The organism is Paenibacillus woosongensis, from assembly GCF_030122845.1.
Taxonomy (GTDB): domain Bacteria; phylum Bacillota; class Bacilli; order Paenibacillales; family Paenibacillaceae; genus Fontibacillus; species Fontibacillus woosongensis_A.
Genome location: NZ_CP126084.1, coordinates 5,198,920 through 5,222,176, shown reverse-complemented (window position 1 = coordinate 5,222,176; position 23,257 = coordinate 5,198,920). Strand labels below are relative to the sequence as shown.

Annotated in this window: 26 protein-coding genes and 1 pseudogene; 22 read left to right on the top strand and 5 right to left on the bottom strand. The window is 46.4% G+C overall.

Annotated features, from left to right (window positions below):
* The first annotated feature begins 100 nt into the window (after positions 1-100).
* The 17 genes and pseudogenes from QNH46_RS24050 to QNH46_RS23970 all read left to right on the top strand — a co-directional run.
* Positions 101-550 (top strand): MerR family transcriptional regulator, encoded by a 450-nt coding sequence (locus QNH46_RS24050; protein WP_283926366.1) that lies wholly within the window; start codon positions 101-103, stop codon positions 548-550.
* 107 nt (positions 551-657) lie between these two features.
* Positions 658-4,359 (top strand): AAA family ATPase, encoded by a 3,702-nt coding sequence (locus tag QNH46_RS24045; RefSeq protein ID WP_283926365.1) that lies wholly within the window; start codon positions 658-660, stop codon positions 4,357-4,359.
* Positions 4,356-4,811, top strand: a complete 456-nt coding sequence (locus QNH46_RS24040) for a hypothetical protein (protein WP_283926364.1) — start codon at positions 4,356-4,358, stop codon at positions 4,809-4,811. Before QNH46_RS24045 ends, QNH46_RS24040 begins: the two co-directional genes overlap by 4 nt.
* 14 nt (positions 4,812-4,825) lie before the next feature.
* Complete coding sequence (locus QNH46_RS24035) at positions 4,826-5,458, top strand: hypothetical protein (RefSeq protein WP_283926363.1); 633 nt, start codon at positions 4,826-4,828, stop codon at positions 5,456-5,458.
* A gap of 264 nt (positions 5,459-5,722) precedes the next feature.
* Entirely contained in the window at positions 5,723-5,953 is a 231-nt protein-coding gene (locus tag QNH46_RS24030) for an IS3 family transposase (protein ID WP_283926362.1), read from the top strand.
* A 165-nt stretch (positions 5,954-6,118) separates the two neighbouring features.
* Positions 6,119-7,573: a methyl-accepting chemotaxis protein gene (locus QNH46_RS24025; protein WP_283926361.1), complete on the top strand. Its 1,455-nt coding sequence runs from the start codon at positions 6,119-6,121 to the stop codon at positions 7,571-7,573.
* Entirely contained in the window at positions 7,570-7,833 is a 264-nt protein-coding gene (locus QNH46_RS24020; RefSeq protein WP_283928552.1) for a hypothetical protein, read from the top strand. The genes QNH46_RS24025 and QNH46_RS24020 overlap by 4 nt, the downstream gene beginning before the upstream one ends.
* Complete coding sequence (locus QNH46_RS24015) at positions 7,823-8,089, top strand: GNAT family N-acetyltransferase (protein ID WP_283926360.1); 267 nt, start codon at positions 7,823-7,825, stop codon at positions 8,087-8,089. The genes QNH46_RS24020 and QNH46_RS24015 overlap by 11 nt, the downstream gene beginning before the upstream one ends.
* Before the next feature lie 337 nt (positions 8,090-8,426).
* Positions 8,427-8,777, top strand: coding sequence for a GNAT family N-acetyltransferase (locus QNH46_RS24010; RefSeq protein ID WP_283926359.1), 351 nt, complete (start codon positions 8,427-8,429; stop codon positions 8,775-8,777).
* Positions 8,778-8,794: 17 nt separating this feature from the next.
* On the top strand, positions 8,795-8,950 hold the full coding sequence (locus tag QNH46_RS24005) for a hypothetical protein (RefSeq protein WP_283926358.1): 156 nt from the start codon (positions 8,795-8,797) through the stop codon (positions 8,948-8,950).
* A gap of 194 nt (positions 8,951-9,144) precedes the next feature.
* The gene (locus QNH46_RS24000) at positions 9,145-10,116 is read left to right on the top strand and encodes a hypothetical protein (RefSeq protein WP_283926357.1); all 972 of its coding nucleotides are present in this window, start codon (positions 9,145-9,147) and stop codon (positions 10,114-10,116) included.
* A gap of 28 nt (positions 10,117-10,144) precedes the next feature.
* Positions 10,145-10,867 carry an ABC transporter ATP-binding protein gene (locus tag QNH46_RS23995; protein ID WP_283926356.1) on the top strand — a complete coding sequence of 241 codons (723 nt, stop codon included), beginning with the start codon at positions 10,145-10,147 and terminating at the stop codon, positions 10,865-10,867.
* Positions 10,864-11,589 (top strand): ABC transporter permease, encoded by a 726-nt coding sequence (locus QNH46_RS23990; RefSeq protein ID WP_283926355.1) that lies wholly within the window; start codon positions 10,864-10,866, stop codon positions 11,587-11,589. The genes QNH46_RS23995 and QNH46_RS23990 overlap by 4 nt, the downstream gene beginning before the upstream one ends.
* A gap of 3 nt (positions 11,590-11,592) precedes the next feature.
* Positions 11,593-13,059, top strand: coding sequence for a sensor histidine kinase (locus QNH46_RS23985; RefSeq protein ID WP_283926354.1), 1,467 nt, complete (start codon positions 11,593-11,595; stop codon positions 13,057-13,059).
* A gap of 14 nt (positions 13,060-13,073) precedes the next feature.
* Entirely contained in the window at positions 13,074-13,790 is a 717-nt protein-coding gene (locus QNH46_RS23980) for a response regulator transcription factor (RefSeq protein ID WP_283926353.1), read from the top strand.
* Positions 13,791-13,993: 203 nt separating this feature from the next.
* Positions 13,994-14,224: a MerR family DNA-binding protein gene (locus QNH46_RS24675; RefSeq protein WP_283926352.1), complete on the top strand. Its 231-nt coding sequence runs from the start codon at positions 13,994-13,996 to the stop codon at positions 14,222-14,224.
* Positions 14,188-14,280: pseudogene (locus tag QNH46_RS23970) on the top strand (DUF4260 family protein); the annotation flags it as partial. The gene QNH46_RS24675 and the pseudogene QNH46_RS23970, both read left to right, overlap by 37 nt.
* A 107-nt stretch (positions 14,281-14,387) precedes the next feature.
* On the opposite strand, the gene QNH46_RS23965 reads toward QNH46_RS23970, so the two are convergent.
* From QNH46_RS23965 to QNH46_RS24480, 3 genes are all read right to left on the bottom strand, one after another.
* On the bottom strand, positions 14,388-14,579 hold the full coding sequence (locus QNH46_RS23965) for a VOC family protein (protein ID WP_430691862.1): 192 nt from the start codon (positions 14,577-14,579) through the stop codon (positions 14,388-14,390).
* Between the two features lie 324 nt (positions 14,580-14,903).
* Positions 14,904-15,521, bottom strand: a complete 618-nt coding sequence (locus QNH46_RS23960) for an NAD(P)-dependent oxidoreductase (RefSeq protein WP_283926351.1) — start codon at positions 15,519-15,521, stop codon at positions 14,904-14,906.
* A 223-nt stretch (positions 15,522-15,744) separates the two neighbouring features.
* Positions 15,745-15,942 (bottom strand): antibiotic biosynthesis monooxygenase family protein, encoded by a 198-nt coding sequence (locus QNH46_RS24480; RefSeq protein ID WP_347342943.1) that lies wholly within the window; start codon positions 15,940-15,942, stop codon positions 15,745-15,747.
* Between the two features lie 371 nt (positions 15,943-16,313).
* On the opposite strand from QNH46_RS24480, the gene QNH46_RS23950 reads away from it, so the two are divergent.
* Complete coding sequence (locus tag QNH46_RS23950) at positions 16,314-16,910, top strand: TetR/AcrR family transcriptional regulator (protein WP_283926350.1); 597 nt, start codon at positions 16,314-16,316, stop codon at positions 16,908-16,910.
* A 534-nt stretch (positions 16,911-17,444) separates the two neighbouring features.
* Complete coding sequence (locus QNH46_RS23945) at positions 17,445-19,571, top strand: bifunctional metallophosphatase/5'-nucleotidase (RefSeq protein WP_283926349.1); 2,127 nt, start codon at positions 17,445-17,447, stop codon at positions 19,569-19,571.
* Between the two features lie 209 nt (positions 19,572-19,780).
* On the opposite strand, the gene QNH46_RS23940 is transcribed toward QNH46_RS23945, so the two are convergent.
* Both QNH46_RS23940 and QNH46_RS23935 read right to left on the bottom strand, forming a co-directional pair.
* Positions 19,781-20,071: an alcohol dehydrogenase catalytic domain-containing protein gene (locus QNH46_RS23940; protein ID WP_283926348.1), complete on the bottom strand. Its 291-nt coding sequence runs from the start codon at positions 20,069-20,071 to the stop codon at positions 19,781-19,783.
* A complete protein-coding gene (locus tag QNH46_RS23935; protein WP_283926347.1) occupies positions 20,068-20,409 on the bottom strand; it encodes a winged helix-turn-helix transcriptional regulator in 342 nt (113 codons plus the stop codon). The genes QNH46_RS23940 and QNH46_RS23935 overlap by 4 nt, the downstream gene beginning before the upstream one ends.
* Positions 20,410-20,516: 107 nt before the next feature.
* Between QNH46_RS23935 and QNH46_RS23930 the strand changes: the two genes are divergently transcribed.
* The 3 genes from QNH46_RS23930 (at position 20,517) to QNH46_RS23920 (ending at position 23,256) form a co-directional block, all read left to right on the top strand.
* Positions 20,517-20,906, top strand: a complete 390-nt coding sequence (locus QNH46_RS23930; RefSeq protein ID WP_430691861.1) for a RidA family protein — start codon at positions 20,517-20,519, stop codon at positions 20,904-20,906.
* Between the two features lie 28 nt (positions 20,907-20,934).
* Positions 20,935-21,162 (top strand): hypothetical protein, encoded by a 228-nt coding sequence (locus QNH46_RS23925; RefSeq protein WP_283926346.1) that lies wholly within the window; start codon positions 20,935-20,937, stop codon positions 21,160-21,162.
* Between the two features lie 477 nt (positions 21,163-21,639).
* Positions 21,640-23,256, top strand: a complete 1,617-nt coding sequence (locus QNH46_RS23920; RefSeq protein ID WP_283926345.1) for a hypothetical protein — start codon at positions 21,640-21,642, stop codon at positions 23,254-23,256.
* Position 23,257 lies beyond the last annotated feature (1 nt).

Sequence of the window (23,257 nt, the reverse complement as noted above, 5' to 3'; positions counted from 1 at the left end):
ATTCCGCTTAAAGCCGATTTGCATTACAATCAGCTTAGAACCTTCGTGTTACACGAAGTCAAGCCGTGTTTAAAAAATTATTTTCCAAGGAGGATTTCACATGCATACGGTCAAAGAAGCTGCTCAGATCACGGGACTTACCGAGCACGCCGTGCGCTTTTACACGGATAAAGGCCTGGTGCCAAGCGTACAGCGCAATGAGAATAACATCCGGATGTTCGATGAAGAATCGATCAACTGGCTGCATGGCGTCAAATGCCTCAAGCAATCCGGGATGCCGATTGATGTCATTAAAAAGTACGTCGATTTATGTCTCGAAGGGGATGCGACCATACCACAACGTTACACACTCATGATGGAGCATAAAGAAGCGGCGCTCGCCAAGCTAGAAGAAGCCAAACGGCACGTTGCCCACTTGGAGGAAAAAACCGATCTATATCAGGCTATTCTTGAGCACCGCTCCCCGGACACGACCAATCCCGGCAACTGGGACAAAATTCAGCATATGCATAGTGACGTATTTTACTCGCTCTCTGCTCGGAAGGCATGAGGGATACGAATACACATTCCAGGATTTAGGAGCAAATATAGTAGAGACATAGTATAATATTAGGAAAATAGAATGAATAGTAGGCCCCAGGAGGGATAACGGGAAGTATGAGAATCAACCGAAAAGGTATGGTGAAAACACTCAAAGGTGTGGTTAAAGTACTCAAATTTATTTTTCCGGAGTATCAGCTTATTGAATTAGTTCGGGAAAAAGGATTTATCGCACCAAAAGAAGACGAACCAGCTCCAAAGAGGCAGGAACAGCAGCCGAAGCCACAATATAGTACAGGATCGCGAGCCAGAAGTGCAGGTCCGAGCAATTCCACGCAGACGTTTATGGGACAGAGTACTTTTTCGTCGACTTTCCGACCTGTTCAACCTCAAGCATTTACATCACAGGGAGTAAGCCAAAATGATGCGCAGAGCGCTTACTCTCCCAAGCAATTGGATCAACTTTTCCGAGAAGTGGAGAAGAACATCAATAGTCAAGTAATCGGACAGCCGTTCTTCATAAAAGATTTGGTTGCGGGATATAAACAGGGATATATGAATGGACGTCAGATTAATAAACCAAGAAATGTGATTCTGCTGGCTGGAGCTCCCGGAACGGGCAAGAAAACAGCCTTGGAATGCCTAGTTCGAGAGATGCATGCATATCGGCTAACCTCTAGGCCCCATTTTTCAGAAATTGACTTGCAGCGATATGAGGCAGATGAAATATCCGGGAACTTCATTATTGATATGGTGGAGGCTTTCCAATACTCTGAGGGCACGGTGTTATTTAAGGGGGCTAAAGGGGCTGATCAGGCTATTATTAACCTGGTTGCTCAGCTTGCCGGAGAAGGCAGCTTCCGAACTAAGGAAGGGTTGCGCATAATCGCAGACGGTTTTTTCATCATCTTCTATATCGATGAACATGCAGAGAGAGGAAGCGAATATGGCCAAGTTCCGTCCGGGTTGGCAAGTCATCTCCCAACCTCTATATTGCAAACCATTCTTGCAGCGGCTATCTCTTCACCGTTAGAGTGGGAGACGATGCGGCAAATCGCAGAGACCCTGTTGGGGAAAGCAGTACATGATCTGTCAAGGGATATGCAGACGAGGATTGCCGTCCATCCTTCCACCTATGAGGCATTGGCCGATATCGCCGCAACAAATAAAACGTTTGGTGAGGCAGTGCAGCACTGGATTGATAAGGAGCTTACTGTCGTATTATCCGGTCTACGAGCCCGTAATGAGATTCGAGGCAATGAGAGTGTACGTATTCGATTCAAAAATGATTCTTTTTATGTGGAGTCGAACTCGCTTGAAATTCCGATCAAAGCACTATCCTTCGTTGGTCAGGAGTCGATTGACGATGTCCTGGAAGAGTTAAATGCGTTAACGGGCCTGGAACCCGTGAAGAAGTTTGTCTATGAGCTCATGGAGATGGTACAGGTGAACAAGCTGAGGGCTAGGGCAGGCGAAGGCTCTGTACCGATGTCGCTTCATATGGTGTTTACCGGAAACCCCGGAACCGGCAAGACGACGGTCGCCCGCTTAATTGGCCGCATTCTGAAGGCGCTAGGATTGCTGCCGCAAGGTCAGTTAGTAGAAGTGGCGAGGCAGGATCTTGTAGGACAATATGTGGGCTCTACCGCCCCGAAAACGATGGCACAAGTCAATGAGGCCTTGGGAGGCGTCTTGTTTATCGACGAGGCCTATACGCTCGCCCGTCACGATAACGATACATTCGGTACGGAAGCAATCGATACGATTGTCAAGGCGATGGAGGATCATCGGGATGATTTGGTTGTTGTGCTGGCAGGCTATACCCAGGAGATGGAGACCTTTTTGCGATCAAATCCAGGTTTGCGTTCAAGATTTCCGTTCATCGTGGAGTTCCCGGATTACAAGGCGGAAGATATGCTGGACATTATGATTCAAATAGCGGACAAGAATGGTTTCCGAATAGATACGGATGCCTATGAGGGTTTGGTCGAGCTGTTCGATCAACGGCAAATCCCTGGTCGCAATGACAGCGGCAACGGCCGGCTCGTCCGCAATCTGTTCGAGGAGGCTGTCCGCAAGCAAGCTGCTCGGCTTAGAGGGCTGATGACAGAGGAAATCGCAGATGCAGACTTGCAATTATTGACCGGGACAGACTTCGGAATCGGTGAGAAAGAAGTATTTAATATCGAGAACCAACTTGCTGGAATTGTCGGATTGGAGAAGGTTAAACTATTCGTCCGAACGTTGGAGAAACAGCTTATTGTTGATCGAAGGCGGAAGGAAGCCGGGATTCATGTCGATACCGGCCAGACTCTTAATATGATTTTTTCGGGCAATCCCGGCACGGGCAAGACGACGATGGCGCGGCTGGTGGCAGAGATGCTCCGATCCATGGGTTATTTGAAAAAAGGACATCTGGTTGAAGTGGGGCGATCCGATCTGGTAGCGGAGTACGCTGGTCAGACAGCCAATAAGACCAAGCTGGTTGTCGAATCTGCTCTTGGCGGCGTGCTCTTCATCGATGAAGCCTATGCGCTTGCGCAGGATGGGGTGCAGGGCGGGGGCTTCGGGAAGGAAGCCATCGATTCGCTGGTTCGTCTTATCGAGCTCCATAAAGACAATCTGGTTGTCATTTTGGCGGGATACACAGAAGATATGCAGCGGTTTGTTCAGGTCAATCCGGGGCTGTCCTCGCGCTTCCCGCTACAGATCGAATTCCCTGACTACACGGCCGAGGAAATGCAGCAAATCGCCTTGATCATGGCGAAGGCGCGAGGGTTTACCTTGGCTTCGGATGTGCCAGGCTTGCTCGAATCCTATTTTAATGAGAAGCAAATTCCGGGTAGGAAGGACGGAGGCAACGGTCGGCTTGTCCGCAATACGCTGGAGGAGGCAATACGCAAGCAAGCGGAGCGATTGGCCGATCATCCTGATATTGCGGCGGATCAGTTAAATGAGCTGACTGTGGAGGATTTTGGGCTGTCTGTATATGTAGACCTTGCGGCGAAGCGGGCGAATGCGCTTGGAGCGCTCGATGCCGTTGTCGGTCTGTCCTCTGTTAAGGAATTTGTGAGAAGCTTATCGGCACAAATTGAGGTGGCTAAGCGCCGTCAGGAGATGGGGCTGCCCAAGGCTTCCGCTCAGGCTCTCCATATGGTGTTTAAAGGAAACCCGGGTACCGGAAAAACGACGATTGCCCGTATTTTGGCCCAACGATTTAAAGAACTGGGCGTGATCAAGACCGATACGCTGGTAGAGACTGATCGGTCCGGCCTGGTTGCTGGTTATGTAGGGCAAACTGCGCTTAAGACGAAAGAGGTTATCGAACGCGCTCTTGGCGGGATCTTGTTTGTGGATGAGGCTTATGCCTTGGCGGAAGGGGATCAATTCGGTCAGGAAGCGATCGATACGCTTGTCAAAGCGATGGATGATTACCGGGACAGGCTCATCGTTATATTGGCCGGTTACGACGAAGATATGGAGCGTTTCTTGAACCGCAATGCGGGACTCCGCTCCAGATTTCCCAATATCATTACATTCCCCGATTATACAGCCGAGGAAATGCTGCAAATCGCGCATTTGCAAGTGAAAGCGCAAGGATATGTGATCGGCCGGGAGGCTGAAGCCACGCTGCGTTCCATTTTGAAGACCTTTGAAGGGGATATGACCGCGGGCAATGGACGGCTCGTGCGAAATTTGGTCGAGAAGGCGATTCGAGCCCATGCTTTGCGTATGAGCAAGAACGCCAATGCCACAGCTGAGGAATTATCCACTTTGGCGCCTGGAGATTTCCAAGAACAGATGGGGGTGATGGGATGAAAGTTCTCAAGTCGTTGCTAAAATGGCTGCTCGCCATTATTTTTTATCATCCGTTTATGCTCTTGGTTATTATCACCATGCCCTTCATCCTTTTTTTAATATACGGCGATATAAAGAGTATTCTGATTAGCGAGACTCCGGTTAATAGCGGCAGCATGAGCATTATAGGCATATACGGGTTTTTTATTTACTTGGCCACGAGAATCCCATTTTTAGGTATACCCTATCGTAAAATAACGATATTGCTTCCTTTCCTACACTTATTACTCTATAACTTGACCGCTCTATCGGTAGGGATCGTCATTCTTAACAAATGGGCTGATGAAGGACTGTATTCCAAAGGATGGGCCATTACGCTAATGCTGCTTGCAATTGTGGCAATCCGATTATGCATGTCGCTGCTGTACTGGAAGTACCCGGTTGTTCAGCGAGCAAATCGTTATAAGGAATAGTGGGGGGAAGGAAATTGGCAAATTACCGAAAAAACAAGCAAAGGTCGAAGTCACACGCTACAAACGAATATGATGAGTTTCAACAGCCGGAAAATAGTGATGTTTCATTGGAGTATACAGAGTCATCCGTCAACCGCAATTCATCTTCTACCCAAAAGGTAAGGGGTAAGCATCGATTTTGGATTGGGATTACGGCGCTGATCATGTTCGGGACGGGCATATATTTTCAGAGTTCAGTTAGCACTATAAAAGATGTTCAGTCGGATGGGATCGGTAAAGGGATGCAGGCCGGTGTCCGCTTAGTTTCATCAGATGATTTGGCGGACCTCGTAGCCAGAGACTTCAAGATTGAGATGAAGCAAAATACGACGACAAGCCGCATGCTGATTTGGGATTTCGCCGCGGAAGACGGGGATGTCGTTACGGTGAAGGTGGATGGTAATATTCTTCAAACGAACATAAATATTATGAATAGCCCGGTAGCTCTTGATATTCCAGTTCCAAGTGTGGTTGAGATATTAGGTGTCAAGGATGGCGGAGGCGGGATTACATATGCAGCTAAGTTCCCGGGGGCCGTTCAGAATAACGTTTATTTCAACGCGGCAGAGGTAGGCTCCTCTAACGTCTATACGATAACCGTACAGTAAGACAACCGATTTGATTGACAAGATGAATCGTTTTGCTGAACTACAACCATTGCTGACTTTCATGTCATCAATGGTTGTTAGTGGAAAATACCACCTTCACTTCGTCAATAGAAACGGTAGATGCGATCATTTAAAACGGGACGATAGAATAAAGAGACAATAGGTGAAAAAGAGCAGTATCTGGTATTATCCCCTCATGGTAGACAGTGAAAAAAGAGTCCATGTATTATGGATTCAACACAGTTGACCGGAGGGGATTTTTCTATGCCACCAAAGAAGGGGCAGACGTTTGCCAAATACAGCGAGGAAACAAAGAAAGAAGTGGTACGGCTACGTACAGAAGAAAACTGGTCCCTGCATTTAGAAAAGCCTAAATCGTTCGGCGAGGCTCAAGAGCTTATCGCCCAGTATATCGATTATTATAATCACGAACGGTTTCAGAAAAAACTCGGCGACCGCTCCCCAGTGGAGTACCGGGAAACGATCGCCGCTTAGCACACTCTTTTCTTACTGTCTACTTGTCGGGGCTATGACCAAATAGGCAGCTCTTTTTATTGTTATGCCGGAATTGAATTAATTTGTCGATTTACGAAGGATTATGTCAAATAATATCGAATATATCAAGCAACAACTATAGTTGTCAACATGGAGGAATGCTCATTGGACAGACTTGATTCGGTATTTTTGCAAAGAAATAAGCTGCTTACGAATGTGTTATGGGGAATTATTGGTATTTTTACGATTTTCCTTGTGTCAACAGGAAACTATGAAAGTATTTGGATTTTGGGTGTTGGCGCATTGCTTGCTGCTTCCCTTACCGTCCTCAATCGAATTCGGAAATGTATACGATTAACGCCATATCTGTTTGGCGGGCTCATGATTCTCCTGCTCATTTTTGGCATATATGACGTTCAGAATCCTGTATTAGACGTATATTTCATTCTCTCCGCTTTTCTGCTTATTTATCCCAACTATAAACCGATCTTGCTATTCAACATAGTGAACCTGGTTGGTCTCAATGCCAAAGTATGGCTAGGAGGTGGCGATGTATCCGCTATGATATCCTCGAATATCATGTTGATTTTTTATGGAATCATGACAATCGTTGCAGCCAGATTGAACGAGCGGCTATTTGTCGGGGCTGAACAGCGCAGCCAGGAGGCCATGCAGGCCAAATCGATAGCAGATTCATTACTGCAAGAGCTGAAGCATTCCATCCAAGTATTGAATGAATTTTATCGTAATCTCAAGCATCATGTCGATCACTCGGGCCAATTAACGAAGGAAATAACAATTGGTTTCTCGGAGGTTGCGAAAGGCATTGAATCCCAAGCGGCAAGTATTACCGATATTTCAGATACGATTCAAGAATCACATCGGGATGTTCAAATGATGACGGATAGTTCAGAGGCCATGAAACGGCTTTCTGACCAAACGGTTGAGGCGACGGTGACAGGGAATGAGCAAGTACAAAAGCTGAACGATCAGATTTCTCAAGTGAACGATATATTCCAGGACATCATTGTGGAAGTGAAGGAATTAAACGAGCAAATTATGAAGATTGATGAGATGTCTAACACCATTGGGGAAATTGCCAATCAAACCAACTTGCTGGCGCTGAATGCGGCGATCGAAGCAGCCCGGGCGGGAGAGCATGGACAAGGATTTGCGGTCGTATCTACGGAAGTCAGAAAATTGGCTGAGCATTCACGTCTATCAACCGAGAGCATTTCGAATATCATTAAAGAAATCGATGTAGGCATGAAGGCGCTAACCGAAAAGGTCGCCATAGGGAATGCGGCAGTAAGCGAAAGTATGATATCTTCCTCGGAATCGGAACAAGTATTCCATCGTATTGCGATGGATGCGCGCGAGGTTTCGGCGCAGGCATCCGAGGTAGAAGAGAAGTCCAAATCATTCCGGGCTTCATCCAATTCCATCGTCACTGAAGTTGCCTCCATTTCAAGTGTGACCGAGCAATCTACAGCGGCTGTACAGCAAATCATGGCCAGCATGGATGACCAACGAGCAATGGTTGAGGAAATCATTAAAAGTTTCAATGAGCTGGAAATGCTTATAGGTAAACTTACGGAATTTACGGAATTTACGGAATGACGCACAAGAACCGTATTGGCGAACGATACGGTTTTTTGCTGGTTACGGTATGGTGGAGGAACAGAGGCGTATTTCTTTATGAGGAGCGGCTCGGCGTTTTGAAAGGCGAGACGAAGGTGAGCCCTGCCGAGCAGCCTGTAAGGCTATATTTTATCGACAAGTTCTGGGCTGACCATCTGGCATACGTTTCTTACATTCGCGAAAGCATCCATTTGACGAGCCTTGTTGGCTGTTTTTCCAGAGCCTCTGATGGTATGTGACGATACGCTGCGAGCTTGCTATTTGGGTACGGTATCGATCCATCCACGGGCGCGTGGCGAAGGGCATATGAAGGCGCTCATGGACATGTGGCTTGAAGAACTGCGCAACACATGTGATATGGTTGTATTATATGGCCAGCGACAGAGATATGAGTATTTCGGCTTCACTCTTGGCGGTGTAAAGTTCAAGTATTTCGTAGGAGGGGCTAACGTGCGCCATGGTTTAAAACAGGTGAAAGGCTTATCTAACGCTTAAGTTAAAGACTACAGGAATTGCGCATGGGGAATTCTCCGCAGTTATGGACGGTCAGCCGATTACTGCACGAGTGGATGAGAGTGGCGTGACTGTCGAGCGGACTGCTAAGCCCGATGCCGTTGTCCTTGATAAGATGCAGGCTCAGGCGCTTCTGCTTACACAACACAGTCGTTATATGTCCGTTACTGCGCCCTTAGGATGGTTCCCGTTACCCCTATTCTGGTACAAGGTTGATAAATTCTGACTGGAAGTCTGATCCGTATCATAAGTAGGAGGAAAAGCCAGCTTACCTTAATAAAAGGAAGCTGGATTTTTTGGATAAAAGCGATACTTTGAAATGTTGAAGGAGCAATCCTTTTTGCTGGCACAGGATCGAGAGAAAGTGATCGGATTCATGTCCTTTCGCCCGCATTATATGTATGAAGATTTGAACGACCGTGTTGAAACGATCTATGTTACGACAGTGATCGTGGATCAAAAGTATCGCGGCCAAGGAATCACGACGCACTTGTATACGGAAATAGAGGAAATAACAAAGCAAAGGAAACTGCCCATCATGACTAGAACTTGGTCAACGAACGACAGCCACATTCGAGTCTTGCATAACATCAGGATGCAGGAAGTCAACAGAATCAAAGACGGACGAGGTCGTGGTCTTGACACCGTTTACTACCGTAAGGATGTATAGGAGGAAGAAACACAATCATGAACAGCAAACGATCCTTATGGCAGAAGCTTCAGGCATACAAGCTTCACAACAATGTGTATGTCGTTATTATGTTAGCCGCAAGCGTGCTGGGTTCCATCCTAGTGTACGTATCCCCTTTGCGAGAGAACCGCTTCGTACCGGGGAGAAAATAGAGCTCATGAAAGATGCTTGCCAGCCGATTGGTTTTATTGAGGAAATAAGAGGAAAGGTAGGGTAATGTCACGTTCCGGATGCTACATTTTAGAAATATTTTATTTTTCCTTTCGAGGGACTTTAGACTCCTCCTCTAAACTAAGGTTGTAGGCACGAAAGAGAAGCCATACAACCTTAAAGGAGCGAGTTGGAAATGAAAAAGAAAAGTAAAGTATTGATGATCGGTGCATCGTTGGCTGCAGTAAGTATGTTTTCGGTGGCGGCATTTGCCTCCACGCCGGAGATGGATGGTTACAAGGCCTTCAAAGAGGTGCTGAAAGCGAACCAGATGTCGGAGCAAATGATTGAGAGTGCAACGGTGAACGGAACCTTCGCGGTTACGCTGAATGGCGAGACGGTACTGGAGGCGGACGGCTTGACGAAGTTCAAGGCAGCGGGAGATAAGCACAGCGTAAGCAGCGACTTTGACTTCACCCTCAAGGGCGTTGAACGCAGCGGCAGCGTGTATAGCAGTGGCGATGACACGGCCTATCTCGTAGACCGGACGCACGGTTTGGACTATCAGGTGATTAACCTGGACGATGAGCATGCCGGCAAGCACCATGAATGGAAGGAAGAGGGGGACTTCGATCATCGTCCAATGAATAAAGCGGAGGAAGCGCTTCTCGATTTCATAGTCGGCGATCTCAAGGATAATTTCAGTGTAGTGAATCATGCGGATCATTCAAAGACGATTTCGGTCGACGTTAGCAAAGAGGAGGTTCCGCTTGTGGTCCGTTTGTTGATGGACGTGGCATCGGCTGACGGCAGAAAGGAGCACTCGAAAGCTTCGGAAGTGCCGGCGGAGTGGGAGAGTCTGAAGCAGATTCCTTTCTTTCAGGGTTTTGAAGCAGCAAATCTTGAGGAGCAGCTGCCGGAGCTGACAGAGGAAGTCACAATTGAGCATATGCATCTGCAACTGACGGTCGATGCGGACAACAGGCTGCAAGGGGTGCAAGGCAAGCTTGAGGTGAGCGGCAAGGACAAAGCGGGCGTTATCCATCGCGTGAAAATGGAAGGCGAAGGCGGCATCAGCGGTATCAACGCCACGACGCCTGATGTGTATCAACCTGCTGGCAAGTCCATAGAGATCATTGACGCCGAAGCCTTCGAAGGCTGCAGCTAATAGCTCAATTCGGGGGAGGATCTAACTTATGTTTGAAGTCTGCGATCTTACAAAGGTCTACCCCGGCGGCCGAGGCATCCAGGGGCTTAACCTCACCGTACATCCCGGTGAGGTTGCAGCCTTGCTGGGGCCGAACGGTGCCGGGAAGACGACAGCGCTGCAGGCGATGGCCGGCTGGGTCACAGCCGACCGCGGGGAAGCGCGCTGGAACGGCGTCTCCGTCGCGGAGCGGCCGGATCTGACGAAGCTGCACATGGGCCTGATGATTGGCGAGCCGGCCCCTTACGGCTACTTGACAGGAAGCGATTATCTGAAGCTGTACTCCAGGCTGTATCCGGGTATCGACGAAGCGCGTGTCCAACAGACGCTGGAACTCGTGGGCATGTCCAGGCACCAAAAGATCAAGATCAAGAAATACTCCACCGGCATGAAGCAGCGGATCGAGCTTGCCAGCGGGCTGCTCCACCGGCCGAAGCTCCTGATGCTGGATGAGCCGTTCTCCGGCATGGACATCGAGGGACGCCGGGAGATGACGGCCATGCTGCGAGGCCTTGTGGCCGAGACGGGTATGAGCGTGGTCATCTCTTCTCATCAGGTACACGAAATCGAAGATTGGATTACGCATGCTTGCATTATTTATGAGGGAAAACAGATCGGTACCTCAAGCGTTGCCCAGATTCGAGAGTCGTTCGCCAGCGTTGAGGACTACTATTTGTACTGTACAGCCAAGGAAAGGGGCGGAGCCGCATGATGGCACCCATTATTTATCTCACTGGAGAAGAGCTGCGCAAGCTGTTCCGCGGAGGCAAGCTGAAAGTACTGCTGACGCTCTCCTTCCTGATCGGTGTGATCTTCGTCTTGATCGGCGAACGCGTCGGACTGAGCGGGAACCTGCCGGTGACCGCGCTGGAGCTGCTGCTGGCAGTCGTTCTGCCCTTGTTCATGGTTTCGCTTGGCAGCGACCTCATGGCGGGCGAATTTAAGGATGGCACCATCAAGAATGCGCTGAAGCTTCCGGTCAGCCGGGAGGCCCTTTTTATAGGAAAAATACTTGCAGGATGGACGGCGGGCGCCTTGATTGTCCTAAGTGTGTTTGTCCCAACGTTTATCGTAAACATCGTGCTTAAAGGCATGTCTTCCCTGTCCACGCTTGGGGTGACTATGGCCGAGGTCGGCGGCGCGATCCTCTTCTGCGGCTTGTTAGTGGTGCTGGCTAACAGTGTGTCCTTGTGGACGGGGAGCGGCGGGGTCGGAATGGTCGTCGGCATTGTGCTGTGGATGACGATGGGCCTCGTTGGATTTTTCCAGCCGCAGTTGAACCGGTTCTTCCTAACAGACTTCGCGGATTGGTTGCATCCGCTCCTGTATAGAGGCGATTTCGGACCGTCTGTAACGGCATTGCTTTTTATGACAGCTTACTATATTATGGGCATTATTACGGGCTTGCTAGCCTTTCAAAAGAAAGAAGTCTAACTCATGTCCATTCGGCTTAAGCTTATTTTAACGTATATAATCGGCATCATCCTGACTGCAGTCATCGTTACGGCGACCGGGATCGGTGTCGTCACGGCCTTCCTATCTTATTTCGCGAATAGTATTGTAAAGGAACAGACTGCAGGGGACGCGATCCATCGAGGCATCGATCTGTTCGTAGACCTGCGTTATGCGGAGCGGTATATGCCAGAAGAGCTGGCGTCCCCCTCGTTCGCTGAACAAATTGGAGATCGGCTGGAGCCGTTCGGGGGCTTCGTTGTTGTTCAGCAGGGAGATCAATGGGCAAGCTACGGTAAATTGAGAGAAGGGGAAGCGTTCCTGGCGCAGATGCAGAAGAACATTTCAACTGCTGGGAAGCATGCGGACGAGGCGTTCGTGATGAGTGAGTGGAAGGGCCGCAATCTGCTCTCCGTGCGCTACGATTTTCCTGGAATGGACGATCCCTTATCGTATTATCTCATCGCCGATGTGACGGAGACGGGGACCAGGGACAACCAGTTCCACATCCTCGTATTTCTAGTCATTGCGGTTATATTCGGTATTATTCTGGTTCCGTTGATCTGGATCACGACGAAGGATATCGTAAGGCCGCTGCGGCAGCTCGAGCAGGGCTCCCGCCGTATCGCGGAAGGGGATCTGAACTTCAGTCTGCACTCGGAGGTTCGCAACGAGGTGGGTAGCGTCATTCGCTCGTACGAGAAGATGCGCAGTGAGCTGCAGCGGGCGATCGGCGCCCAGTTGGCGATGGAAGAGAGCCGCAAACAGCTGATTTCGAATATTTCGCATGATCTGAAGACGCCGCTGACCTCGATTAAGGGATATGTGGAGGGAATTCGGGAGGGCGTAGCGAATGATCCGGAGAAGCTGAGAAAGTATATTGACGTAATTCATTCGAAGACGCTCGACATGGACCGAATGATTGACGACCTGTTCCTGTACTCCAAGCTGGATCAGGAGCAGGAGAGGTTCGACTTCGAAGCGGTGCCGCTCCAGGAGTTCTATCGGCAAACGATAAATGAGCTGTGCATGGAGTACGAGAGCGCCGGCGTTCGTTTGACGGGCGATTACGAGGCGGGGACGGGCGCTGTCGCGACGATGGATGCCCAGAAGATCAAGCGCGTCATCCTCAACATTGTCGGCAATTCGGTGAAATTTATGGATAAACAGAATCCAACGATCCACGTTCATTTCGGCCAGCAAGCGGGGGAATGGGTTATTGCGGTGACGGACAACGGACCCGGGATGGATCCAAGCGAGCTGGAGCAAATCTTTGACCGTTTCTACCGCGGGGATGTAAACCGGAATCAGAACGTGGCTGGCACGGGATTGGGCCTGGCGATCGCGAAGCAGATTGTCCGGCACCATGGTGGCATGATTTATGCAAAAAGCGAGCCGGGGCGGTTCATGACTGTGATGTTTACCATCCCGATGGTTCAGAATAGAACGTGACTGGAGTGTGAGAGATGTCGAAGCGGAAGGTGTTAATCGTCGAGGATGACCAAGCGATCGCGGAGTTGGAGCGGGACTACCTCGAAGTTCATGGTTATGAGGTTACCCTTCGGGCAGACGGCAACGAGGCGCTCAAGGAAGCGCTGGAGCAAGAATACGACCTGATCATTCTGGACGTCATGCTGCCTGGTATGGACGGCTTTGATCTGTTGCGGCGGATCCGGGAAACGAAGTTTATTCCGGTACTAATGGTCTCCGCCCGCAAGGAGGATATCGACAAGATCAGGGGATTGGGGTTAGGCGCGGATGATTACGTGACCAAGCCGTTCAGCCCGTCGGAGCTTGTTGCGCGGGTACGGGCACATCTCGAACGGTATGACCGTTTGACGGGGGTTGCGGTTGGCGCCGGTGCCCCGCCGACCCGGAAGCGGCGCGAGCTGAACATCCACGGACTTGTGATTCAGGTCGATGCCAGGCGGGTGACGCTGCATGGGAAGGAAGTCTCGCTCACGGCAAAAGAGTTTGATCTGCTGCTCTTCCTCGCGGAAAACCCGGATCGGGTATACTCCAAGGATGCGCTGCTGGATAAGGTTTGGGGGATCGAGAACTTCGGCGATTCCGCCACGGTCACGGTCCATGTCGGAAAGATTCGTGACAAGATCCAGAAGGACCCGTCGCAGCACCAGTTTATCGAGACGGTATGGGGCGCAGGGTACCGCTTTAAGGTTTAATGTGTGGAGGGTAAAGACGCTTTCAAGAGACGGCCAGGATAAGGGATGGAAAGATGAGGTCCGGTTAGCTTTGTATTGAAGCTAATGAGGACTTTTTTATTTATTGTCGATGAAGTCGAATCTGTGTTAAAATATGGTAAATCATGATGAATTTTCAAAATGGGGTGATGGCGTGGTGAAAGAGGTAACAGACCAATATTCAATTGGGTTTTACAATAAAGGAAATTCAACAATTACTTGTTTTACGAAACGATTCCGTATCAACAGAATGTAACGATGCAACAGTAATGTTAATGAATCAAAAAATAATGAAGCTTGAGGAGAAGGTTCAGTTTTATCAGCATGCATTAAAGGTAACTTATATTTTTCGCAAGATTATCTCCTTATTGGATCTATCATCTGGATCGCTCATATATGTATGGATAGAGCCATAGGTGCTGGATTGAAGTATCAGGACTCATTTAAAAATACACATATACAAAGGCTTTAGTTCGGCTTTGCTGAGATAATGGCGCAGCTGGAGTAGAGTTTATGGCCTGAAAAATATAAAAAGGTCAGCCTAATGGCCAACCTGTGTAATAGGAGTCGCCTATCCGATTAGTTCGATTTAACCTCGTTGGAAATCATCCACAGCACGCCGAATTTGTCTTCAAGCTGTCCGTGCAGGGTTCCCCAGAAAGCAGGTTCTAGAGGGTACTTCACCTTGCCGCCTTCCGCGAGCTTCGTGAAAGCTTCACGAGCTTCGTCCTCCCAGTGCGTTCGTGTAAAACTCAGCTTGCGATCTTGCATCCTCGGATAAAATGTAGGTTGTGTGTTTGGCCATTGTTCGTACATCCTTTCTTCGTCATATTTGAATATTTATGGACTCAGTATAGCATCTGATCCACGAGTACATTTCTTCTGGATTGCTAAGATTTCGCTCATTAGATGTTATGGTGAACCGTATCATAAGTAAGTGCGGTTTATAAAAGGACCACCTAAAATGTTTGAAATAAGGTATTTACTATACTACCTAACCAAAAAGGCTGAATATAAAATTGTTAAAGTAAACAACTTATATTCAGCCTTTCTTTTTTTAAGGTCAGTGAGGGATGCTCCCACCAAAGCATCACTTTAGTTAGCAATACCGACAGATGAGTTTTCGTATTGTTTATCGTTTAATGCTTTCACAATAAAGTGTGCAACATCAGTGCGTGAAATCGATCTTGGTTTATCTGGTACGCTTACTTTTGATTCTCTGTACTTACCTGTTAAGTCATCATTCGTTAATCCCATCGGTCTAACGATTGTGAAATTCAATCCGTGTGCTTCAATATAATTAACGGCGTTGCGATGATCTGTCAGAGCATTTTTTAGCATTTTCATTGCTAATTTACCACTGATGCCTGGAATTTCTTTGTTAATTCCAGCAGAAGCTGTGTAGACGATTCGTTTCACATTATGTGCCTGCATTCCAGATACAATGTTTTTCGTCATCTCCTCAAGCTCTGTCGATTTTTTCATCCCTTGACTTGAGCCTAAACATGACACAACTGCATCATGCCCTGCAATTGCTGCAAAAACTTCCTCTTTATTGAAAGCATCGCCCTGTATAATACTTAACTGCTCATGTACCAAATCTAGCTTTGATGGAGTGCGTACAAATGCAGTTACTTCAAACCCCATTTCCAACGCTTGCTTCACGACAGATTGGCCCACGCCACCAGTTGCACCGAAAACAATAATTCTCATAATGCTCCTCCTTTTTCTATTGTATTTGGTGGATAAATTTGTATAAAAATAACGGCTAAACAAGAATCCTTGTTTAGCCAGTGTGATCCAGAAACAGCCATATTCTATTTTATTGTAAAGTGGAAACAACTTCGGAGATAATGATTGCACTTTCCAGGATAGGTGAATCTTGTTCACCGTTAGCTGGGCCTGTATGTGCTTCTTTAAAAGCATCACTGTTTTTCTATTTAGTAAAGTCTTCGATCGTGTTCCAATACATATTTACATTAAGCTCATCGTATTCTGTAAGATTTTTAGTAATTGAGACTTCAACTTTTACAAAACCATCCATTTTTTGCAAATCCCCTGGTTTTGTGAACATTGGTGCCATTTTTTCAGCAAAATCTAATTTCATTTTGATTCTGTTTGTTACAATAATCATCGATGGTTCCTCCTAATTTTCATTTCAGATGTTTAAAAAAAAAACGAATGTCTCAAGTTTGATCGTTTTCATCTATTGTTATCAGTTACTTCTTTGTGTTAGTTTTTTTGTGCTTTTACTGTGCAACGGGTAGATTTTTTATTTGTGGATTGCCTTGAGCGAATAAGTTTACCTAAAACGGTGCAATGATTAATATATCAGCAATAGGAGCAGTTCATGCTAATTTTTCTTTAAATAATTTCAAATGGATCGCACTCCTTCTCAATTTTAAACATGTTGCTCGGTTACATGTTTATCTTATAATTTTGAAGCAATGAGAGCAATAATCAAAAGTGTACATATTGTTCAATTTTAGTGTGGAGGTGTTTTGTGTGAGTATTTATATTGAAAAAAGTAAAAAAACAAAACAACTTATTCAAAATTCATTTATACAAATTTTAGAGAAGAAGTCATTTGAATCAATAACAATAGGAGACATTACAAAACATGCAGGAATTAATCGAGGGACATTTTATTCACACTATATGGATAAATTTGATTTGCTAGGTAAAATTGAGCAGCAGTTATTTGCAGACTTCGGGAACCATATTGATCAATTGCAATCCCGTTATATATCTATTCAATTGTTTGAAAAAGACCAAGAGCAAATAGCATCTACATTATTCAGCTTTATTAAAATGCAATTGCCGACATTAAAGATTTTTTTTAGCGATCATGGTAGAGCAGGTTTTCACCTTCGATTTAGAGCGGCTTTTACTGAAAAAGTGCGTGTTAATTTAGAGAAAAATGAAAGCTTCACTGCCAATTTAACGGTACCAATGGATTACTTTTTATCTTTTATTACGTCAGCTTTTTTAGGATTAATAGAACAATGGATTCAAAATGGTTTAGATAAAACTCCTCAAGAAATGACAAGATTATATATTGATATTATCTCCTTTATTCAAAGTAATGGGGCTAAACACTAAAAACAGCACGTAGACGAGTTATGGTGAACCGTATCATAAGTAGCGGCAAGTTTCGCCTCACAGCAGCTGCAGCGAAGCTCCGGATTCCGATGCCTCTCAAAAGCTGGCTAAGAAGATGGGGTTAGAATGAGACGATTTCGTAAAATTATCTTGGGTGTGGTGGTTGTAGGCGGCACCGGAACCCGATCTATTATAATTAGAACTCGATAAAACCCCGCCGATTTGCAAAAATTCATCAGGTGCCTGATACATATTTTATAAAATGTCGATGGCTATTATCGCGTGGTCTAATTTTCTAAAATCAGAGCTTTTGTTCGAGTGTTTTGACGTAAGTCGGATTGAAGAAGAGCTAAGTATTAGAGCAGACCGGAACCGCGGGCACTGACTTTGGTGTAGAGCCGGATATAGATAGGCCTTCTTCTCTATTCATTTTTTAACTTTTTTAACATAGATTTGATATATTCTACGATGTTTATGAATTTAATCATGGTAAAGTATTTCAGGATAAGAAATGTGAGAGGGGTTTTATAACGGATGTCATGGACAAAGAATGTGGGTAAAAGCAGTATTCGTGTGGCGGCTGCAGTACTATTACTGTCCCAGCTATTGGGCGCAACAGGTTCTGTCTCTGCTGCAAGCAAAGATGTAGAAGTACACTTGCTCGGAATCAATGATCTGCACGGTCAGTTAGATACGACATCGATAGTTAATGATAAGAAAGTAGGAACAGCACCAATTCTAGCAACCTATCTAAAAGAAGCTCAAGCCAAATATGAACACTTCCTGCTCTTCCATAATGGGGACTCTGTTGGTGCATCTGCCCCGGTCTCATCTCTAGATCGTGATGAGCCTACGATGGAGTGGATGAATATGATGGGCTTTGATGTAGCCTCTTTAGGCAATCACGAATTCGACCAGGGTATCGCTGCATTAAAAGCACAAATCTTTGGTGGCCTTGATCCAAAAGAAGGCAAAGTAACACATGCTGGTGCAAAATTTGATTATGTCAATGCCAACGTCATTGAGACCTCGACAGGCAAAACACTGATTAAGCCCTATGTGATTAAAGAAGTGGGTGGCGTCAAAATTGGATTTATCGGATTAGTCACGAAAGCTACACCTGCTAAAGTATCTCCATCTGCTACAGCTGGCGTGCGTTTCTTAAGCACAGAAGAAGAAGTTGAAGCCGTTAATAAATATGCACAAGAGTTACAAGATCAAGGTGTAGAGACGATTATCGTCTTGGCACATGATCCAGCAACAACCAAAGACGGTGTAACAACGGGAGAAGCGGCTGATTTAGCAAAGGCTTTGCCAGCAGATTCCCCTGTTGACGTTATCGTGGCAGGTGATAATCACGGTTATGCTAACGGTGAAGTGAATGGAAAATTGATTGTTCAGGCTTATTCTTATGGTACGGCATTTGAAGATATCAAGCTGATGATTGACCCAACTACGGGGGATGTAACCGAAAAATCAGCTACAGTTATAACGACTTATCAAGAGGGGGTAAAAGAAGACCCTGAATCTTTAGCTATTATTAAAAAATCATTAGACAAACATCCTGAGCTAACGAAGCCGGTAGGTACAACAGATGGTTCTGTGACTCGTACAGATGCTTATAATAACGAAGCTCCTCTAGGGAACCTCATTGCAGATGCAATGCGTCAGGCAGACTTTGGTGATGACGGGGGCGCTGCCGACTTTGCATTTATGAATCCCGGCGGTATTCGTGCGGATCTACCGCAAGGCAATGTGACCTTTGCTGATCTTGCTAAAATCCAACCTTTTGGCAATACTTTAGTGAAATTAGAGCTGACTGGTGAGCAAATTCAAACCTTGTTGGAGCAACAATGGGGAACAAATGCAGACGGTACACCAAACACAAAAACACTACAAATCTCCGGCTTGAAATATACTGCGGATTTCAATAAGCCAGTTGCAGAACGTGTTACTAGTCTTAGTCTTGAAGATGGCACCGCTATTGATCCTGCAAAAACATATACGGCTGTAGTTAACAACTATATGGCAGCAGGTGGAGATAACTATAAAGTGCTAGTGGATGCTAAATCATCCTTGGCAGGCCCTATCGATTTGGATGTATTCTACCAGTACATTGTAGATACGTATAAAGGCGGCAGTATTAAGGCTAAAATCGAAGGACGTATCACGAATCTTGCTTCATCTACAGAGCAAACAGATATACCTGTAACAACAGATTTCATTTCTCGCGCTGAATTTGTTAGTGCTCTAGTAGATATATTGAAGCTAAACGAAGTAGCTACAGCACCCACATTCAAGGATGTTGCTGCGGACGCTGCTTATGCAGATGCCATCGCTGAAGCTACTCATGCTGGTTTCATTCAAGGCTACGATGGTAACTTCAATCCCGATCATGATATCACTCGTGAAGAAGCTGCTACTATCCTTGCTAAATTGCTGAACAATCAAGCTTCTGATAAAAATGCGGCTACGATCATTTCAGGTTTCGAGGATAGTAAAACCGTTTCTAGCTATGCGGTTGAATCCATGGCAAAATTGATTGACAAAGGTATTCTTGGTGCAGCAGAGGAAAATTTGCTTCAACCTAAACAAGGTCTTTCTATGAATGAAGCAAAAGCTTTAATTCAAAAAGCTGTTGTTGTAGCAAAAGCTTCATAATTTAGCACTTGTTCAAACCTTATACTAAGGCAGGAAAACACATTCTTTTTGGTGAATAAGCTTTCTTCTTCTACATGATAAACCAATTAGTCCCTCAACTTATGAAAAGGTTATCTAGGAGAACGCTATAACTCAATCCAGGATGTGTTTTTCATGCTAACATATACTTATAGCTGTTTTGAGAGGGGCCTCTGAATAAAGAATCAAGGTTAAGATTTCGCCTTATCCCTTAGAAATGTCAATGCGGTGGCGCCTCCGTCACAGACGGCGACGGCTTCTTCAAAGGTGAGGGTGTCCGGTATAACCGCAAGAGGGCTCTCTTCGGAAAGACACTTGTATTCGGCGTAAGCACCAAAGGTTTTGACGTTCATCCCCAAGACGCGGTCCCCTGGCTTAAAAAGCTGTACTTCCTTGCCGACGTCATCGATCACTCCCGCTAGCTCGCATACAAATTCGGAAATAAGGGGAGCTGTTAAACCAAAGATTAGAGGCAGAATCAAGGGTGTTGGTTTTTTGCTCCCCACTCACATAGGCCTTCCAAAATAGGCAGCAGTGTTTTCGCTTTCTCTGTGAGACGGTACTCGACTTTTGGAGGAATTTGCGGATACTCTTTCCGTTCGACCATACCATCCCCCTCCAATTCTTTGAGTTGTGAACTCAGTATTTTATAAGTAATGGCCCCAATTTGTCTCTTCAGATCGTTAAAACGAACCGGTTCATTTTCTGCCAAGAGGTAAATAATCACCATCTTCCACTTCCCGCCAATGACGGATAACGTATAACCGAACGGAGTATCTTGAATATTTTTAACCTTACCTCTGTATTCCGTCATTCCCATGTTTACACTTTCCTTTCTGATAGTATCTATCCATAAAGTGCGTACTACTTTTTTAGTTGCTTCCATTTTATACTAGTCGTACTTTGAGCTAAAGGAGTATAAAAATAATGATGACTAGAACTTATAATCACGGTGTTGCATGGGAAGAAGGCAGCGGTATTTCCCAAGGTTATTCCGTCAATGGCACGATTTACATTTCCGGGCAGTTCTCCCACGATATGCAGAGCGAGTTCGTAGGCGCGGGGGATATTGAGGCACAAACCAGACAGACGCTGGAAAATCTCGATCGCGCACTGGCAGGGTTCGGTGTCACGAAGTCTAACCTCGCATATGTTGAAATCTATCTGACCAATGTGAAGGAACATTTTGAGCCCTGCATCCAGCTGTTTAAAGAATATATGGGGCAGCATCGGCCTGCTGGCAGTCTTATTGGCGTGACCTCGTTAGCGTTCCCTGAGCAGCTGATCGAAATCAGTGCCGTCGCCCATATAGACTGATAATAATGATGTGCCGAAACATACACACATGTCGCAGCGATGGGTGCCTCGCACGAAGGATACCTTGAAGGGCATAGGGATGATCTTCGCCGCGGCGGCTCAGTTCTCGCTCGGAACGATCATTACAGTCCAGGGGATAAATCATTGGATTGCGAAGGCAACGAGCGTCGAGGCAGGCAGAGAGGTCGGGATCGACAGTCTTCCGGTGAAAGGTTCGATCTCCTGGGACCCCAGCCCCGCTGGATTTGATTCGTAGAAGATTTAAAGGCTTTGAAGGAGAAGTGGAACGAGATTCAACAAGTCAGGAAAATCAGCACATAAAATTAAACAAAGATTAAACTTGAGTGCGCCAACTTCTCTGGATAGATAGGGTTATACAACGTTATACCTAAAAGAGGTGAATGTCTTGAGGCATTCGCTAAAATGGGGTGGTACCATGTGAGCGGCTCTCGTCTCTTAGGGATGAGGGCTTTTTGTTATCCAAAATGAGGGAGGCAATCTCCTACCCCAGAACGAAGAGGGAGGTGAGATTATATGGATATACTGCCGGAATTTGGTACATTCATCCTATGTAATAATATTCCATATTAAGATATATTTATATGCAAACGCTGCCTGGGGCCACAAGGTAAGGGGTTGGTGACACATTCCATATTTAACTCGATGGCTCAAATGGAGATTGTATATTCGTTGGAGGAACGAGTGGGGAAGCAGAGCACGGTTATTCTTCCTGATGCTCCTATGGGAACTCATTAAAATGGTTGCCTACTTTTGGGGAACCGCATTCCTGACAAGCAAATATATGAACCCGAATGAAGGCGGCATCGATCATCTGCATTTGATATGGGCGATAGTTAGTTTCCTGATGATCGCGGTATCCACTTTGAGCGGGATTAAATCGGCAAAGTGGGAACTCAATTCGCAAGATGACTTCTTATTGCAGAATGTGTGGTTCTCAGAGCAGATCAAACATTTACTCCTTCGCCTTGAGCATATTCTTTGGGATGCCAAACAGTGGATTTCATTTTTGCTTCCGGTATTAGCCGCCATTCAATGGACAACGCGCATTCCACCTCTCCATGCCATATGGATTCTTGTCTTGTCGTTTCTGGTCTTTACAATTCTCACTCAGGGAATTGCAGCGTTATATTCCGGAATTCTTAAGACAAGAGACCGAAGCCGGGCTGCACTCGTTGGAACGATGGCCGGGGCAGTCATCGCCCGAACGGTTATCGTGGCGTTCTGCACCATAGCGGGAAGAATCGCGGCTCCATGGGTGAATACCTTCCCTCTCACTCAGAGAGAACTGGATGTGCAAGCTTTGGAGACATGGCAGCGGGAAGGTTCGAAACTGTTCATGGAGGAAGTTCAGCATGTTTTGCACTTTCTGCTGGAAGGTTGGTGGCCTTATGTTGCATTGGCCGATCTGTTTATGCTCCAAGCATCCGGTTGGCTGATTCTTTGGGCGATTGTATTCGGCGGCGCTATCATTGGGACAAGACTAAACGCTTTCTCACGCCGAAATCGGCAAGTTGCGCTCAACAAAATATTGGAAACCTTATATGGAAAGTTGCATTCGATTGTACCGGCGAAGGACGCAGGATTGTTATCCGCGCGAATCAAAGTACTTTGCCGTAGCAGTTATACTCTTAGAAATCTCCAGGCTCTATTCGGCGGCATAGGATTCTGGATCCTGATCGGCATATTCTCCGGAATGTTGAGCAGAGTCAATGTTGACAAGATTGAATACGCTGTCTTGAGCTTTATGTCGTTCATGATTATGTACTTCTTGTCGTTCGAGTTATATAGCTCTCTATCAGGCAAGATTTCACTAGAAGCAAGCGGCGAACGAATCATCCTTGACCTCATGGCAGAGAGAACGCTCTGGAATGAATTGCAGCAGCAGTGGAGCATTCACAAGCTGCTTGCTTGGCCCATCTTTGCATTGGGACAGTTGGTGGTTATTTTGCTATCTGGGAAGTTCTCGATACTACTCCTGCTGCTCCTGCCGGTCCAGGCCATCTATGTTCGTTGCTTTACGTTAATCTGCCATATTCCTAGTGTAATCCATCCGAGATTTGACTATTTGAACCCGGAACAAATTCAAGATTATCCCGAAAAGGAAGTTATCAGGGGGATCACGCACTATATCGTACTCGGGGTCATTCTCCCTGTGGCGCTGTTGCCGTTAATCCTATACATGGCGGACTATATTGAGTTCTCCTTGTTCGTCAGCCTGCAATACATCGTAATTCCCGGTCTTATGTTTGGAGTTGCGGCAATTGGTTTGCGTTTGATGAAGGCCAGATTGCACCGTTGGATTGACATCAACGATCTTCATTTGAAGTAGG

Bases quoted from the DNA above. Each gene is read 5' to 3' on its own strand.
- QNH46_RS23965 (WP_430691862.1), bottom strand. From the start codon at position 14,579: ATGCAAGATCGCAAGCTGAGTTTTACACGAACGCACTGGGAGGACGAA.
- QNH46_RS24050 (WP_283926366.1), top strand. From the start codon at position 101: ATGCATACGGTCAAAGAAGCTGCTCAGATCACGGGACTTACCGAGCAC.
- QNH46_RS23990 (WP_283926355.1), top strand. From the start codon at position 10,864: ATGATGGCACCCATTATTTATCTCACTGGAGAAGAGCTGCGCAAGCTG.
- QNH46_RS23980 (WP_283926353.1), top strand. From the start codon at position 13,074: ATGTCGAAGCGGAAGGTGTTAATCGTCGAGGATGACCAAGCGATCGCG.
- QNH46_RS24020 (WP_283928552.1), top strand. From the start codon at position 7,570: ATGACGCACAAGAACCGTATTGGCGAACGATACGGTTTTTTGCTGGTT.
- QNH46_RS23930 (WP_430691861.1), top strand. From the start codon at position 20,517: ATGATGACTAGAACTTATAATCACGGTGTTGCATGGGAAGAAGGCAGC.
- QNH46_RS23985 (WP_283926354.1), top strand. From the start codon at position 11,593: ATGTCCATTCGGCTTAAGCTTATTTTAACGTATATAATCGGCATCATC.
- QNH46_RS24040 (WP_283926364.1), top strand. From the start codon at position 4,356: ATGAAAGTTCTCAAGTCGTTGCTAAAATGGCTGCTCGCCATTATTTTT.
- QNH46_RS24010 (WP_283926359.1), top strand. From the start codon at position 8,427: ATGTTGAAGGAGCAATCCTTTTTGCTGGCACAGGATCGAGAGAAAGTG.
- QNH46_RS23925 (WP_283926346.1), top strand. From the start codon at position 20,935: ATGTCGCAGCGATGGGTGCCTCGCACGAAGGATACCTTGAAGGGCATA.
- QNH46_RS23945 (WP_283926349.1), top strand. From the start codon at position 17,445: ATGTCATGGACAAAGAATGTGGGTAAAAGCAGTATTCGTGTGGCGGCT.
- QNH46_RS24030 (WP_283926362.1), top strand. From the start codon at position 5,723: ATGCCACCAAAGAAGGGGCAGACGTTTGCCAAATACAGCGAGGAAACA.
- QNH46_RS23995 (WP_283926356.1), top strand. From the start codon at position 10,145: ATGTTTGAAGTCTGCGATCTTACAAAGGTCTACCCCGGCGGCCGAGGC.
- QNH46_RS24480 (WP_347342943.1), bottom strand. From the start codon at position 15,942: ATGATTATTGTAACAAACAGAATCAAAATGAAATTAGATTTTGCTGAA.
- QNH46_RS24005 (WP_283926358.1), top strand. From the start codon at position 8,795: ATGAACAGCAAACGATCCTTATGGCAGAAGCTTCAGGCATACAAGCTT.
- QNH46_RS23935 (WP_283926347.1), bottom strand. From the start codon at position 20,409: ATGGGAATGACGGAATACAGAGGTAAGGTTAAAAATATTCAAGATACT.
- QNH46_RS24000 (WP_283926357.1), top strand. From the start codon at position 9,145: ATGAAAAAGAAAAGTAAAGTATTGATGATCGGTGCATCGTTGGCTGCA.
- QNH46_RS24045 (WP_283926365.1), top strand. From the start codon at position 658: ATGAGAATCAACCGAAAAGGTATGGTGAAAACACTCAAAGGTGTGGTT.
- QNH46_RS23960 (WP_283926351.1), bottom strand. From the start codon at position 15,521: ATGAGAATTATTGTTTTCGGTGCAACTGGTGGCGTGGGCCAATCTGTC.
- QNH46_RS24015 (WP_283926360.1), top strand. From the start codon at position 7,823: ATGGTATGTGACGATACGCTGCGAGCTTGCTATTTGGGTACGGTATCG.
- QNH46_RS23920 (WP_283926345.1), top strand. From the start codon at position 21,640: ATGCTCCTATGGGAACTCATTAAAATGGTTGCCTACTTTTGGGGAACC.